The following is a 14,268-nucleotide window of genomic DNA, read 5'->3' as shown; positions in this document are numbered from 1 at the left end:
GATTACGACTCCTTCTTATTTGAGATGTTCTTAGTGTGTGCAGCTTGAATCGCTGAGATTACCGCTTGTGCTTTGCCGCGAGTTTCATCTGCTTCTGCTTGTGGGTCTGAATCGAATACTACACCAGCGCCCGCTTGCACTTGTGCAACACCATCTTCAACGTAAGCGGAACGAATCACGATACACGTATCTAACGTGCCTTCACCGGTTAGGTAACCGACCGCACCACCGTAGCTACCACGACGTGTCTTTTCTACGTCACGGATAAGCTGCATTGCGCGGATTTTTGGTGCGCCCGTTAACGTACCCATGTTCATACAAGCTTGGTAAGCGTGTAGGGCATCTAAGTCTTCACGTAGCTGACCAACAACACGAGAAACCAAGTGCATCACATGGCTGTAGCGGTCTACTTTTAGCAGGTCTGCTACGTGGCGAGTGCCAGCTTCCGCGATACGTGCTACATCGTTACGCGCTAGGTCGACAAGCATCATGTGTTCTGCGTTTTCTTTCTTGTCGGTGCGCAGCTCAAGTTCGATACGGCTATCTAAGTCGAAATCGATTTGACCATCAGGACGCTTACCGCGACGACGAGTGCCCGCAATTGGGTAGATCTCGATTTGGTTGGTTTCAGTTTCGTACTTCAGCGCGCTTTCTGGAGAAGCACCAAACAGAGTAAATAGCTCATCTTGCATGTAGAACATGTAAGGGCTTGGGTTGCTTTGCTTAAGTTCTTTGTAGGCTGCCAATGGAGCAGGACAAGGCAGCGTAAAACGGCGTGATGGTACTACTTGGAATACATCGCCTTTTACTACGTATTCTTTTAAGTCACGAACCGTTTGGCAGAAGTCTTCATCTGAAACGCTTGGTACTGCATCAACGTTGTCTAGTGGCGTAACTTCTGTGATGGCTTTCAGTGACTGACATTGCGTTTGAATGTCGGCTAAGCGCTCAGTTAGCTGTGCTTTAATACTGTCGTCTTGAGCGAACAAGCTTGCGTGTAGCAGACCTTCGTTTTCTTGGTGGTCGAAACGCAATAGTGTTTCAGCTACGTAGAATACAAAATCGGGGCAGTTGTTGGTTGCTTCAGCATCACCTAGCGGTTCAAAGTTTGCCACGATGTCGTAAGCGAATAGGCCAGCCATGAACAGTGCGTGCTTGTTATCAGCGTCTTGCTCAAAACTGTGCTGAACCAAACGCAGTGCGTCGAATGAAGAGGCTTCTCTTAAACGTGAGTCTTCGTCTAATTCGTTGCTTGGCTCGACAAAAGTGAGCGTCAAAACGTTATCAGTCAGGTCAGATTTGATTTCTGCTTTCACGTTTTGAGTTAGGTGTTCGATAAGCGCTTGACCGTTTTCAGTCAATGCTTGAAAGGTTACTTCATGTTCGCGGCATACAATGCGAACAGCAGAGTCGATAAGGAGTAGGCTTGTTAGGTTCTGTTTGGATTCAATCTCAGCCGATTCCAACAGCAAACTGTCTGTTTTGTTTTCACACAAAGTATGAAAAACGCTGGTTGGATCTTGCGAGTAAGGAACTGATGAATTGATGACCTCAATGGTTCCCAGCTTTTTGATTTCAATGGCCTTGTTCACAAGACCTCCTTTATGATTCTTTAAATTTCCTGTCGTACATAGTCGCATAAAGATACCTTTCACCCAATCTAGAATATGGTCAATTCGATGATTTGTTAGTCAGTTGAATGTGAGATGTTCGACAAATTAAAAAGCCCGCTATGAAAGCGGGCTTAGTGATAACTTTTTTATAAACAAACTGTTTAACTAGAAGTACACGTTAGCCCACCAAGAACTTGTCCAAGTGCGCCACCAATTAAGCTCTGAACTTGCTTCTACTGAAGAAAGTTCTAAAACTTTATCTTTATGGTTTTGGTTAAATTCTTGTAACATGGTGAACCTATCAAATGTGATACTTCGTATTTGTGTACTAGTTAACTAGTTTTAAGCTTGCGGGTCAAGTGTGTTGACACAAATATAACGATAAAAATTGAAAACAATGAAAAAGAATATATGAGAATTGATCTACATAGTCATACAACAGCCTCAGATGGCCGACTTACTCCACCTGAGCTAATTGACCGAGCGCTAAGCTTTAACATTGAAGCGTTAGCGATTACAGATCATGACACGACTGATGGGCTTGCTGAAGCACGCAACTATATTGCTGATAATAACCTTCCTATTCAGCTGATCAACGGCATTGAGATTTCGACTGTTTGGCAAAACAAAGATATCCATATTGTTGGGTTAAACGTTGATCCTGAATCACCAGATCTTAAAGCGCTCATTGAGCAACAGAAACAACACCGTATTGGACGTGCAGAGATGATTGCTCAACGTCTTGAGAAAGCGACTCGAGAAGGGGTGTTAGAAGAAGTTAAATTGATTGCGGGTGATGCGCCTATTACTCGAGCTCACTTCGCTAAGTGGCTCGTCGATAATGGTTATGCGAAAACCATGCAGCAGGTGTTTAAAAAGTTTCTTACTCGCAATAACCCAGGTTATGTGCCGCCAACGTGGTGTTCAATGAGTGATGCTGTCACGGCGATTCATGCTGCTGGTGGCCAAGCTGTCCTCGCTCACCCTGGGCGATATGGCCTTACAGCCAAGTGGGTTAAGCGCTTGCTAGCTGCATTTGTTGAAGCGAAAGGGGATGCGATGGAAGTCGCTCAACCTCAGCAAGCGCAACAAGAAAGACGCACACTTGCAGATTATGCTATACAATACAAACTATTAGCCTCCCAAGGCAGTGATTTCCATTACCCATCTCCGTGGATGGAACTTGGACGTAATCTCTGGCTACCTTCTGGGGTCGAAGAAGTATGGAAAGATTGGGAGTTTCAAACGGTTTCACCATCTGAATAGTCTTTAGGTGAACCAGCTCCTTCTGATGATAGAGTCGAGAGATTCGATAACGAGGATCAACAATGAGCCAGTTTTTTTATGTACACCCAGATAACCCACAAGCACGCTTAATTACTCAAGCTGTTGCGATTATTCGTAATGGCGGTGTTGTGGTTTATCCAACAGATTCCGGCTATGCGCTGGGCTGTCAGCTTGAAAACAAACAAGCACTTGAACGCATCTGTAAAATTCGTCGCATCGATGACAAGCACAACTTTACGTTGCTATGCCGTGATCTTTCTGAGTTATCCCTGTATGCACGAGTCGATAACGTGGCTTTTCGTCTGCTGAAAGCACACACACCAGGTGCATACACGTTTATCTTTAAAGCCACTAAAGAAGTGCCAAAGCGTCTGATGAACGCGAAGCGTAAAACTATTGGTATTCGTGTCCCAGACAACAAGATTGCTCTAGACCTGTTGGAAGCGATGGGCGAACCATTGATGTCGACGTCTCTGATTCTTCCGGGTAACGAGACGACAGAATCGGATCCAGAAGAAATTCGTGACAGCCTAGAGCATGCGGTTGATGTTATTTTGAATGGCGGCTACTTAGGTGAGCAACCGACTACGGTTATTGACTTCAGTGACGATGATGCTGTGATTTTACGTCGTGGTGCAGGTGATCCAGCGCCGTTTGAATAATCGCTTTACTGATTAACAGTCTGTAACGATACAGCAAACCTGCCAGAGTAAATAACAAGTGCTTTTTGGCAGGTTATTTGCGATAATACGCGACCGCGATTTGGTCGCGAAAAATTCATTCGACGTCTGTGAAGACGACAATTAGGTAGAAAAGAGTAAATGAGCGAAAAATTACAGAAGGTTTTAGCGCGAGCTGGTCATGGTTCTCGTCGTGAACTAGAAGGTTTAATCAAATCTGGTCGTGTAAGTGTTAACGGTCAAGTTGCGAAATTGGGCGAGCGTCTTGAAGACGAGAACTCAGTGATCCGTATCGATGGCCATACTGTTTCAGGCAAGGCTTCTGAAGAAGTGGTTTGTCGTGTACTTGCTTACTACAAACCTGAAGGTGAGCTTTGTACTCGTCACGATCCTGAAGGCCGCCGTACTGTTTTCGATCGTCTACCTAAGATTCGTGGTTCTCGTTGGATTTCAGTTGGTCGTCTTGATGCAAACACATCGGGTCTTTTGCTTTTCACTACTGATGGTGAGCTTGCAAACCGTCTAATGCACCCAAGCCGTCAGGTTGAGCGTGAGTACTTGGTACGTGTATTCGGTGAAGTGACTGAACAGAAAGTTAAAAATGTTACTCGTGGCGTGCAACTAGAAGACGGCATGGCTCGTTTTGAAGATGTGGTTTACGCTGGTGGTGAAGGTATGAACCATACTTTCTACGTAGCGATTAACGAAGGTCGTAACCGTGAGGTTCGTCGTCTTTGGGAATCACAAGAAACAACAGTAAGCCGCCTGAAACGTGTACGTTACGGTGATATCTACCTTGATAAGAAACTGCCTCGTGGCGGTTGGAAAGAGCTAGACCTTCAAGAAGTTAACTACCTGCGTGAGCTTGTTGAGCTTAAACCTGAAAAAGAGACATTGTTGGATCTTGATCCTTCAAATACTTCTCGTAAGCGTGAGCGTTCTCGTAGCCAAAAAATTCGTCGTGCTGTCAAGCGTCACGAAGAGCGTGCAAACGCACCAAAAGGCCGTAGCAACCAAACTAAGCGCAAGAAGCCTGCAACTCGCGGAACTACAACTCCTGATTCAGGTCGTAGTGCTCCAGCAGCGAAAGGCAAGCCTCAGGCTAACAAAAGTAAGCCTAAACTGAACAATGGTCGTCCGGCTAAACCAGCGAAGCCAAGAACACGTCAGTAATTACGTAAGTTCTCAAGCTTAAAGCTTCATTGTCTTAAAGCACTGAATACTAAAAAACCTGCTAACTTAGCAGGTTTTTTTACGTCTGAAGAAATAGAAGATGCGTGATGCGAGTAACCGAGTATCGAAAACATGCTGTTATAAACGACAGTAAGCGTGCCTTTCGTGTACGCGCGCATTTATAATCTGTTCGTATCTCGTATCTCGTATCTCGTATCTTCTACTTATGATTCGAAAAGTTGTCGCCTTTCGCCAATCGGTCGTAAAGCACAACATTCACTGATGCCGCTAGATTCATGCAGCCGTTGGTCGGAACGTAAATCGTCTCTCGACAGAAGTCGGTGATCTCTTTCTTTAGCGTGCCGTCTTCTGGACCAAAAATGTAAAACGCGCGTGGTGGGTGCTTGTAATCAGGCAGAGGTTTAGCACCTTCTATTAGATCAACAGCAACAGGCACGCAGCCTACTGGAATAATATCTTTCAGCTCTTCAACACCAATCAAAGGCAGGGCTAGGTGCTTCTCTTTGGTGTCGGTATGGAATTTTCGCGCATGGTCGTAGCGTGTGCCCGTGTAAAACACAGAGTTGGCGCCGTAACAGCCAGCTGCTCGCATCACTGAGCCTACGTTTTCAGGCGTCTTTGGGTTAACTAGGCCAATGCAGGCATAGCCTTTTGATTGTGTGTCTGTTTTTGCTTTGGTCATAATCAGTGAATCTAACGTTGATGATGAAAGTGATGAATCACAATGGAAAATAGCGTGATAAAAATAGCCGAGCAATGGGCTCGGCTAACTTCTAACTCGCTTACATGAATACTTGTTTACTCATGCAGATGAGCGTCGACAGCGGTATTAGTCGCGTTTCCATAGCATGTGACAGAACTTATGTTCTGGGTCACGGCTGATTAGCATGCGAGCAAATACGTCGTCTAGAACGTCATCAGCTTCATTCACAAGACCAATGCGCACTTCAGCGTAGATTTCTTTGTCGACTTCAAAGCCAACATGTTCAACCCAATCATCGCCAGTTTCAACAAGCTCTGCTGCGCCACGATCTTCAAACTGAGCCGTGAAAAGAATCACGTCTGCAGGCTCTAGGTTGTCAGGTGCCATCTCTAGGAAGATGTCGTATGCAGTGTCAATTGCGTCGTCATAAGACATTAGGTTGTTAGCTTCGGTCATAATAAGTATCTTAGCTTGCGCGGTTCATGTATTTACGTTCAGCAGTGTTTACTACTACTTTGTCGCCAGTTGCGATGTACTCAGGTACTTGGATGGTAAGACCTGTCGAAAGACGCGCAGGCTTAGTACGAGCAGACGCTGATGCACCTTTGATTGAAGGATCAGTCTCTTCGATAATTAGCTCAACAGATGTTGGTAGCTCAAGCGTTGCAGCGTTGCCGTCGATAAGGATCGCGTACATGCCTTGAGTGTCTTCGTTGATGAACAGTAGTTCGTCTTCGATTGTTTCACCGTTGAAAATGAATTGTGTGTAATCTTCGTTGTCCATGAAGATGTACTCGTTGCCATCAACGTAAGAGAACATTACTGCACGCTTAGTTACGTCGATAGTTTCAACGATTTCGTCAGCCTTGTGGCGAACTTCAGTTTTAACGCCAGTTGCTACGTCGTTACCACGGAAGCGGTAAATTTTTTGGCCGCCACGGCCGCCTGGTGTTGTTACTTCGATATCTTTAACGATCACTGTTTTGCTTTCTACTGTGATAGCAAAACCTTTTTTAATTTCACTTGCTCTAGGCATTTTGTGTTTGTCCTTATTGGGTCTATCCGCTGATTATATCTCGGAGATGCTATAAATAGGAATAGCTTGAATCATAAAGTCACCTAGGCGATCATAGAGTTATAGTTAAATCATGATTTTATTAGCCGAAACGACCTATGCAGCTACCTGTTATTGACCCAACACAGCCATTTCAACCTGAATTCCAACCTGTGGTTAACGATCTGATTACCTTCTTAAAAGGTGGTTTAGGTTCTAATCTACACAGTGTCTATATTTATGGCAGTGTTGCTCGCAAGCAAGCCGTAGCCGGTCGCTCAAATATTGATGTGGTTGTGGTGACACACCGTCCGTTTCCTGAGCAGCGAACCACGCTGTTAAACACCATCAAATGGCGTTTCCAAAAGAGCTTTCCTCAAGTCACCCAAGTGGCAATAAAAACCACCTTGGTGAGTGAAGTGGTCGACTTCGATAACATCTTTACATGGGGCTTTATGCTCAAGCATCTGTCGGTGTGTGTGTACGGTGAAGACTTATCGGATTGCTATGGTGATTTTGAAACAAGTTGGGAAATCGCTAAACACTGGAATATGGATGCGGAAAACTGGCTGGCGGTATATCGCAACAAGATCGTACGAGCGACAACGCCAGAGCAGCAAGTGGCTGCGCAGGTGATTATCGCCAAGAAGCTTCTGCGAGCGAGTTACTCTTTGGTGATGTACCGAGATAAATATTGGTTCGATGATCCAGTAGAGTGTGGCCAACAGTTTTTGAAGTATCACCCAGATCGAGAAGTTGAAATCCAACGATTGGGCATCTTACTTTCTGGAAGAGCGATTCCGAAACGTTCGGTTATTGGTATTCTGGACGGCTTTGGAGAGTGGCTGGTTAAGCAGTACCAGAAAACAGAGTTTCGAATCGGATAGAGTTTCGTAATCTATCAATATAAAAAAGCAGAGCGAATTGAACATTCCTCTGCTTTTTTGTTTCTATTACAGCTCGAAAGTAGTTTTAGAATAGACCTAACTGCTGCCCACTGACTCTTTCAAAATCTAAGCCAATAAAGGGCAATATTGCCTCTGCGACGGGTTTAATCTGCTTATCGATGTAGTGCTGATAATCGATACCACTCTTTAAATACTCTTTGGGCTCAGGGCCACTCAGAGTAATCAAATACTCAATACGTCCTTTGTTTTGGTATTGAAGAGGGCGTCCTAACTGGGTATTAATTTCATCGGCCATACGAGCTGCACGAACCTGTGGCGGAATGTTCTTTTGGTATTCATGTAACTTACGACGCAGACGCTTTTGATACACCAATAAATCATCATGCTTGCCGGCCGAGGTTTCATCGACAAACTGTCTGACATAGTCAGTCGGATCTTGGTCGTGAAATACCATCTCATACAAGGTTTGTTGGAATTGCTGCGCGAGAGGTGTCCAATCGGTGCGTGCACTCTCTAGTCCTTTAAAGATGATCTTCTCTTGGTCACCTTGAGTGATTAATCCGGCATAACGTTTCTTCGAGCCTGTTTCTGAACCTCGAATAGTTGGCATTAGAAACTTGCGATAGTGAGTCTCGTATTCCAATTCGAGTATAGAAGTCAGGTTGTAGGTTTCTTTTAAGTGATTCGTCCACCAATCGTTGATGTAAGCGACCAGTGCGTTTCCGATCTCGTCTGCTTTTTCCTGATCATAGCTGCCGTTCAGAGACACGAAGGTTGAATCCGTGTCCCCATAAATCACTTGGTAGCCTTTGTCTTCAATCAAAACCTTAGTTTGTTTCATGATCTCATGACCGCGCATCGTAATTGATGACGCCAATCGGGTATCAAAGAAACGGCAGCCAGACGAACCTAACACCCCATAGAATGAGTTCATGATGATCTTAATCGCCTGAGAGAATGCTTTTTCGTTGTTCTTCTTCGCAACATCACGTGCTGCCCACAGGTTTTCAATCATCTCAGGTAAGAAGTGTTTAGAACGGTGGAATTGTCCTCCGCGAAAACCATCAACCGCTTGGTTTTCGTCTGGACCTAGTTCCAGTTTCAATCCTTCAATAAGCCCCATAGGGTCAATCAAAAACGAACGAATGATCGATGGATACAGGCTCTTAAAATCGAGAACTAAAACCGAGTCGTAAAGGTTAGGTATCGAATCCATCACGTAGCCACCGGGGCTAGCGATCCAGTTCTCTGGTTCTAGGTTAGGGGCGACATAGCCCGCTCTATGAATCTGAGGTAAATATAAATTGGTAAAGGCTGCAACAGAGCCGCCAACACGGTCCAGCTCAACACCGGTTAATCGAGAACGTTCAATCGCGAAGTCGAGTAGGTGAGTGTGCTCAAAGATGCGGTTTACCAGCACACAGTCTTGCAGGTTGTACTTAGCGAGTGAAGGTTTATCGAACTTAAACATTCGATTAATCTCATCCATACGGTCATGAACGTTATGGATGTCTTTGCCTTCACCAAGCAGCTCTTGCGATACCGATTCGAGAGACCAAGAACGGAAGTGATAGGTTGCCGTCTTGAGCATATCGATGCCATCCAAGACAACGCGCCCTGGGATGGTGATAAAGCCTTGCTGATTTTGTGCAGAACTACGGAAAAAGCTCGGTTGATTGTCTCTTCCGATGTTGAGCTTCACTTCGTTCCATTCTGAACGTTTGTGTAGCAGTCTAAAATCGAAGTCGATAACGTTCCAACCAATGATGATGTCAGGATCAAATTCAGAGAACCAAGCAACCATTGCTTCGAGTAGAGCTTTCTCGTTAGTAACCCATTGGATATTGGTGTCGGCTTGTTGTGGTTCACCGACCATGATCACTCGGCTGTCCATCGGGCTGTCTAGGCCAATAGAATAAAGCACACCCTTTTCCGAACACTCAATATCAAGCGAGACTACAGATAGATTGGGTAAGTAGTCACCTGCTCGGCATTTTGCGCTGGAGACTCTACGATGCTGATTCTTTTGCACCGCCGTTCCAGTGAACTCAATACTTCCCTTTATAAAACGTTCCATCAAGAATCGATCGGCGAGTCGAATATCACTTTCAAAGGTTTGGATTTCTTCGTTGTGAAAGGCTTGCGCCAAACCAAAGCTACTTCTGGACTGTGAGGTGTAACAAGCGGCGAGAGGTGTTTGCTCGAATGTGGCTAGTTTTAGAGGCTTAAATTGGCAGTCGATCGACTCTTTTTTTGCGATGGTTTGACATGCTTCGACATCAGATTGAGCAACGAAAAATACAGGTTTTTCATTTTGAATCGTCAGCAGAGTAGGGCCTTGAGGGGTGCTTAACCACAAGTCGATTTGTGTGCGCCCTGAAAAATCTCTTGCTTGTCTTGTGAGTACAAAGCCTTGCTGAATATCCAATGTAGTAACCTATTGAAATGGGGAATCGAATACTACCATCTAGCGACCCTCTGCGCACAACAGGCAGTAAAAATACTAACTAAATTCTAGTTAGTAGAGCCAAATAACGGGACTCTATAAGCAAATAAGTGAAATTGTTGCGAATGGTTATTCAATGGTATTGAAAATATCTTTATCTTATGTAATTTTATTGGGTGTTGTTTTAACTGATTGATTTTTAGAAAAAGCTTGTTGTTTTAGTTAGCTTATTAGTTAATAAGTACTTGCTAAAGTTCGTGTTTCAGCACATATTCAACAGAGCTTTTTTTTAGTAATTAAGTTAAGATGTACTCAATGCTGCGATCCACTGTTCCTTTGTCCTATTGTTTCAAACAGATGAAACGACACAGTGGTTGCAGAGCCAATTAATAGTGTGGAGATACAAGTTTGATAAATGTTTTCCTTGTAGATGATCACGAGCTGGTTCGCACAGGGATACGACGTATTATTGAAGACGTCCGTGGAATGAACGTAGCAGGGGAAGCTGAAAGCGGTGAAGATGCTGCAAAATGGTGTCGTACTAATAATACTGACGTTATTTTGATGGATATGAATATGCCTGGTATTGGTGGCTTAGAAGCAACCAAGAAGATCTTGCGTTTCAACCCTGATGTTAAAATCATCGTTTTAACTGTTCATACGGAAAATCCGTTTCCAACTAAAGTGATGCAAGCTGGAGCTGCTGGTTACCTTACTAAAGGTGCAGGTCCGGATGAAATGGTCAATGCAATTCGAGTGGTCAACAGTGGCCAACGATACATTTCACCAGAAATTGCGCAGCAGATGGCTTTGAGCCAATTCTCGCCTGCGTCTGAAAATCCATTCGCAGACTTATCTGAACGTGAACTTCAAATCATGATGATGATTACCAAAGGTCAGAAAGTGACGGATATTTCAGAACAACTCAATCTAAGTCCTAAAACAGTCAACAGTTACCGCTACCGCTTGTTCAGCAAGTTGGATATCAGTGGCGATGTAGAGCTGACGCATTTAGCGATTAGACATGGAATGTTAGACACTGAGACCCTTTAACACTGAGATCGTATAGTGACCAACTTGTTTGACTCAGTCTCATTCCTCAAGACAGTAACAGAGCAGCCCGGCGTTTATCGAATGTATAACGCCGAGGCTGTCGTTATCTACGTCGGCAAAGCTAAGAACCTCAAAAAACGTCTTTCCAGTTATTTCCGTAAAAAAGTCGACAGTGAAAAAACACGCGCTCTAGTCAGTAATATTGACAAGATCGATGTCACCGTAACGCACACGGAAACAGAAGCGCTCATTCTTGAGCACAACTACATCAAGCAGTACTTACCTAAATACAACGTACTTCTGCGTGATGATAAGTCGTATCCCTATATCTTTATTAGCGGTCACAAGCATCCTCGTTTGTCGATGCACCGTGGTGCTAAAAAGAAAAAGGGTGAATACTTTGGTCCTTATCCTGACTCCGGCGCTGTGCGTGAGACGCTACACCTAATTCAAAAAATCTTTCCTGCTCGTCAGTGTGAAGACACGGTTTATGCCAACAGAACACGTCCATGCTTGATGTATCAAATTGGTCGTTGCGCTGCGCCATGTGTCAGTTCGATCATCTCTGATGAAGAGTACAGTGAGCTTATCGACTATGTTCGTTTGTTCCTGCAAGGGAAAGACAAGCTCGTCCTTGAAACGCTTATCGAAAAAATGGACAAGGCAAGCCGAGAGCTTCGCTTTGAACAAGCTGCTGCTTTCCGCGATCAAATCCAAGCGATTCGACGTGTGCAAGAACAACAGTATGTATCTGACGACTCTATGGAAGATATGGATGTGTTGGGCTTTGCTCAAGAGAATGGCGTGGCGTGTATTCATATCTTGATGATCCGCCAAGGCAAAGTCTTAGGTAGCCGAAGCCACTTTCCTAAGATTCCAAACAATACGGTACGCGAAGAGGTCTTTTCGAGCTTTTTAAGCCAGTATTACTTAGCGCATAATGAAGCGAGAACCATCCCAACCCGTTTGATTTTGAACGCGGATTTAATGGAAGACGTCACACCGATCCAAGAAGCTTTGTGTGAGGTTGCAGGTCGTAAAATCCATTTCAACACTAATCCCTCTGGTACTCGTGGGCGTTACCTTAAATTGTCGAACACCAATGCGTTAACGGCAATTACGACCAAGATTAATCACAAGATGACGATTAATCAGCGCTTCAAAGAGCTACAAGAAGTGCTGTCGATGGATGCGATTAAACGCATGGAATGTTTCGATATCAGTCATACCATGGGTGAAAGCACGATTGCGTCTTGTGTAGTGTTCAATCAGGAAGGCCCTGTGAAACCAGAATACCGCCGTTACAACATTACGGGCATTACCGGTGGTGATGATTACGCGGCAATGGCACAGGCACTTGAGAGACGTTATTCGAAGCAACTCGATGTAGACAAAATCCCAGACATCATCTTCATCGATGGTGGTAAAGGGCAGCTTAACCGCGCTCATGAGATAATTTCCCAATATTGGGGTGATTGGCCGTTTAGACCGAGAATGATGGGTATTGCGAAAGGGGTGACCCGTAAACCTGGTTTAGAGACCTTGGTAACCCTAGAAGGTGAAGAGTTTAACTTACCAAGTGATGCACCAGCGCTGCACCTTATCCAACACATCCGTGACGAAAGCCATAATCACGCGATTGCAGGGCATAGGGCGAAACGTGGTAAAACGCGAAGAACCAGTGCTTTGGAAGGAATTGAAGGGGTAGGGCCAAAGCGTCGTCAAGCTTTGTTGAAATATATGGGTGGCTTACAAGAACTTAAGCGTGCAACTGTCGAAGAAATAGCCAAAGTGCCGGGCATTAGTCATTCTTTGGCAGAAAACATTTATCAAGCATTGAAACAATAGTAAAAATCCCGCACCATTAAAGCGCAATTAATAAGAGCCCAATAATATGCGTTTGAATATACCTAACATTTTGTCCTTACTGAGACTATTTTTGATCCCAGTATTCGTTGTCGTTTTCTATCTACCTTATCAATGGGCTCCTTTTGCTGCTGCAATGGTGTTTTGGGTAGCGGGTTTCACTGACTGGCTAGATGGCATGCTAGCTCGTAAATTAGGGCAAACGTCTCGCTTCGGTGCATTCATAGACCCGGTAGCTGACAAAGTGTTGGTTGCTACGGCTCTTATCCTGATTACTGAGCATTACCACTCGATTTGGGTGACTATCCCAGCAGTGACTATGATAGCTCGTGAGATAATCATTTCAGCGCTTCGTGAATGGATGGCTGAAATAGGTAAACGCGCGAGTGTTGCTGTATCTTGGGTCGGTAAGGTCAAAACGGTTTCTCAGATGTTCGCATTGTGGGTGCTTATCTGGCGCTATGACGATTGGATGGTTTGGGTTGGCTACATCGCACTTTATGTTGCAACGATTCTAACCTACTGGTCGATGGCGCAATACTTGATGGCAGCCAAAGATGATTTGTTAGACGAAAAACATCATTGATGAAGAAGCGAGCTGAGGCTCGCTTTTTTGATCTTTAACCTAAGGCTAAGTTATCAATACTGGATATCTAATGTGATATAGATCTCCTTTGAATAACCTGCTCACAGTGTCTTTTGCACATAAAGTCAGCTATTTGGCCTGTTTCGTATGAAATCTATTCAAACGAATTAAAAATACAAAAATAATATTGACTCAATCGTCTGAATCCGTAGAATGCATCCCGTACCCAAGAGGATGGCAATGAGCGATTCGATTGGAGTTACTAAGGCGCCTTGGCAGAGTGGCTATGCAGCGGATTGCAAATCCGTGGACCTCGGTTCGACTCCGGGAGGCGCCTCCATTCTCTCTTTCATTTTAGAAAGTTGATGAATGAAAATGCGATACTAGCTCAGTTGGTAGAGCGCAACCTTGCCAAGGTTGAGGTCATCGGTTCGAACCCGATGTATCGCTCCAAATTTTGTAATGTTGATTGGCGTCAGCATTAAGATGGTGTTTTACTTTTCAGTAATCGGCATCGCAATAAAGAATTGCGTGCCCTGGTGGTGGAATTGGTAGACACAAGGGATTTAAAATCCCTCGGCGTTCGCGCTGTGCCGGTTCAAGTCCGGCCCGGGGCACCATCTATTAAAGTCTTTATTTCGATAAAGCAAATGCGATACTAGCTCAGTTGGTAGAGCGCAACCTTGCCAAGGTTGAGGTCATCGGTTCGAACCCGATGTATCGCTCCAAATTAGAAAGCCCGAACAGAAATGTTCGGGCTTTTTGGTTTCTGCCGTTCAGCGTTTCCATATCTGTATTCATTTCTTCGAACCTGCGCCCAAGCATCATTTTTATATCAAAACCTCCGCTATCAAATACGTTTATATCACTCAGCTTTT

General features: G+C 44.5%; 13 protein-coding genes, 4 tRNA genes and 1 other annotated feature. Of the genes, 11 read left to right on the top strand and 6 right to left on the bottom strand.

Annotation, left to right across the window (positions count from 1 at the left end):
* Nucleotides 1–2 precede the first annotated feature (2 nt).
* Together OCV56_RS09850 and OCV56_RS09845 are read right to left on the bottom strand one after the other, a co-directional pair.
* Entirely contained in the window at nucleotides 3–1,592 is a 1,590-nt protein-coding gene (locus OCV56_RS09850) for an anthranilate synthase component 1 (protein WP_086713632.1), read from the bottom strand.
* A gap of 125 nt (nucleotides 1,593–1,717) precedes the next feature.
* Nucleotides 1,718–1,832: a sequence feature (Trp leader region), on the bottom strand.
* Entirely contained in the window at nucleotides 1,779–1,904 is a 126-nt protein-coding gene (locus OCV56_RS09845) for a trp operon leader peptide (protein WP_009848753.1), read from the bottom strand. Its footprint overlaps the feature before it by 54 nt.
* A 120-nt stretch (nucleotides 1,905–2,024) precedes the next feature.
* On the opposite strand from OCV56_RS09845, the gene rnm reads away from it, so the two are divergent.
* From rnm to rluB, 3 genes are all read left to right on the top strand, one after another.
* A complete protein-coding gene (gene rnm, locus OCV56_RS09840; RefSeq protein ID WP_086713631.1) occupies nucleotides 2,025–2,879 on the top strand; it encodes an RNase RNM in 855 nt (284 codons plus the stop codon).
* Between the two features lie 62 nt (nucleotides 2,880–2,941).
* Entirely contained in the window at nucleotides 2,942–3,562 is a 621-nt protein-coding gene (locus OCV56_RS09835) for an L-threonylcarbamoyladenylate synthase (protein WP_076654692.1), read from the top strand.
* Nucleotides 3,563–3,721: 159 nt separating this feature from the next.
* Nucleotides 3,722–4,753 carry a 23S rRNA pseudouridine(2605) synthase RluB gene (gene rluB, locus OCV56_RS09830; protein ID WP_086713630.1) on the top strand — a complete coding sequence of 344 codons (1,032 nt, stop codon included), beginning with the start codon at nucleotides 3,722–3,724 and terminating at the stop codon, nucleotides 4,751–4,753.
* A 220-nt stretch (nucleotides 4,754–4,973) separates the two neighbouring features.
* On the opposite strand, the gene OCV56_RS09825 is transcribed toward rluB, so the two are convergent.
* From OCV56_RS09825 to efpL, 3 genes are all read right to left on the bottom strand, one after another.
* Complete coding sequence (locus OCV56_RS09825) at nucleotides 4,974–5,456, bottom strand: RNA methyltransferase (RefSeq protein ID WP_017061495.1); 483 nt, start codon at nucleotides 5,454–5,456, stop codon at nucleotides 4,974–4,976.
* A 147-nt stretch (nucleotides 5,457–5,603) separates the two neighbouring features.
* Entirely contained in the window at nucleotides 5,604–5,933 is a 330-nt protein-coding gene (locus OCV56_RS09820; protein ID WP_086713629.1) for an HI1450 family dsDNA-mimic protein, read from the bottom strand.
* A 10-nt stretch (nucleotides 5,934–5,943) separates the two neighbouring features.
* Nucleotides 5,944–6,513: an elongation factor P-like protein EfpL gene (gene efpL, locus OCV56_RS09815; protein ID WP_086713628.1), complete on the bottom strand. Its 570-nt coding sequence runs from the start codon at nucleotides 6,511–6,513 to the stop codon at nucleotides 5,944–5,946.
* A 137-nt stretch (nucleotides 6,514–6,650) separates the two neighbouring features.
* Here efpL and OCV56_RS09810 point away from each other — a divergent pair, with 137 nt between their 5' ends.
* Nucleotides 6,651–7,418 carry a nucleotidyltransferase family protein gene (locus OCV56_RS09810; protein ID WP_086713627.1) on the top strand — a complete coding sequence of 256 codons (768 nt, stop codon included), beginning with the start codon at nucleotides 6,651–6,653 and terminating at the stop codon, nucleotides 7,416–7,418.
* An 85-nt stretch (nucleotides 7,419–7,503) separates the two neighbouring features.
* Here OCV56_RS09810 and OCV56_RS09805 read toward each other — a convergent pair whose 3' ends face one another.
* Nucleotides 7,504–9,867: a DNA polymerase II gene (locus OCV56_RS09805; RefSeq protein WP_086713626.1), complete on the bottom strand. Its 2,364-nt coding sequence runs from the start codon at nucleotides 9,865–9,867 to the stop codon at nucleotides 7,504–7,506.
* Nucleotides 9,868–10,293: 426 nt separating this feature from the next.
* Here OCV56_RS09805 and uvrY point away from each other — a divergent pair, with 426 nt between their 5' ends.
* The 7 genes from uvrY to OCV56_RS09770 all read left to right on the top strand — a co-directional run bounded on the left by uvrY (nucleotide 10,294) and on the right by OCV56_RS09770 (nucleotide 14,118).
* A complete protein-coding gene (uvrY, locus tag OCV56_RS09800; RefSeq protein ID WP_004729778.1) occupies nucleotides 10,294–10,938 on the top strand; it encodes a UvrY/SirA/GacA family response regulator transcription factor in 645 nt (214 codons plus the stop codon).
* 15 nt (nucleotides 10,939–10,953) lie between these two features.
* A complete protein-coding gene (uvrC, locus tag OCV56_RS09795) occupies nucleotides 10,954–12,786 on the top strand; it encodes an excinuclease ABC subunit UvrC (protein WP_086713625.1) in 1,833 nt (610 codons plus the stop codon).
* A gap of 46 nt (nucleotides 12,787–12,832) precedes the next feature.
* Nucleotides 12,833–13,390 carry a CDP-diacylglycerol--glycerol-3-phosphate 3-phosphatidyltransferase gene (gene pgsA, locus OCV56_RS09790; RefSeq protein WP_019821134.1) on the top strand — a complete coding sequence of 186 codons (558 nt, stop codon included), beginning with the start codon at nucleotides 12,833–12,835 and terminating at the stop codon, nucleotides 13,388–13,390.
* A gap of 266 nt (nucleotides 13,391–13,656) precedes the next feature.
* A tRNA-Cys gene (locus OCV56_RS09785) sits at nucleotides 13,657–13,730 on the top strand.
* 37 nt (nucleotides 13,731–13,767) lie between these two features.
* Nucleotides 13,768–13,843: transfer RNA gene (locus OCV56_RS09780), tRNA-Gly, on the top strand.
* 80 nt (nucleotides 13,844–13,923) lie between these two features.
* A tRNA-Leu gene (locus OCV56_RS09775) sits at nucleotides 13,924–14,010 on the top strand.
* Nucleotides 14,011–14,042: 32 nt separating this feature from the next.
* A tRNA-Gly gene (locus tag OCV56_RS09770) sits at nucleotides 14,043–14,118 on the top strand.
* Nucleotides 14,119–14,268 lie beyond the last annotated feature (150 nt).

The sequence above is a fragment of the Vibrio gigantis genome (genome assembly GCF_024347515.1).
In the GTDB taxonomy this organism is placed as follows: Bacteria; Pseudomonadota; Gammaproteobacteria; order Enterobacterales; family Vibrionaceae; genus Vibrio; species Vibrio gigantis.
The sequence above is the reverse complement of the archived record's forward strand: the minus strand, read 5'-3'. Positions and strand labels throughout refer to the sequence as shown.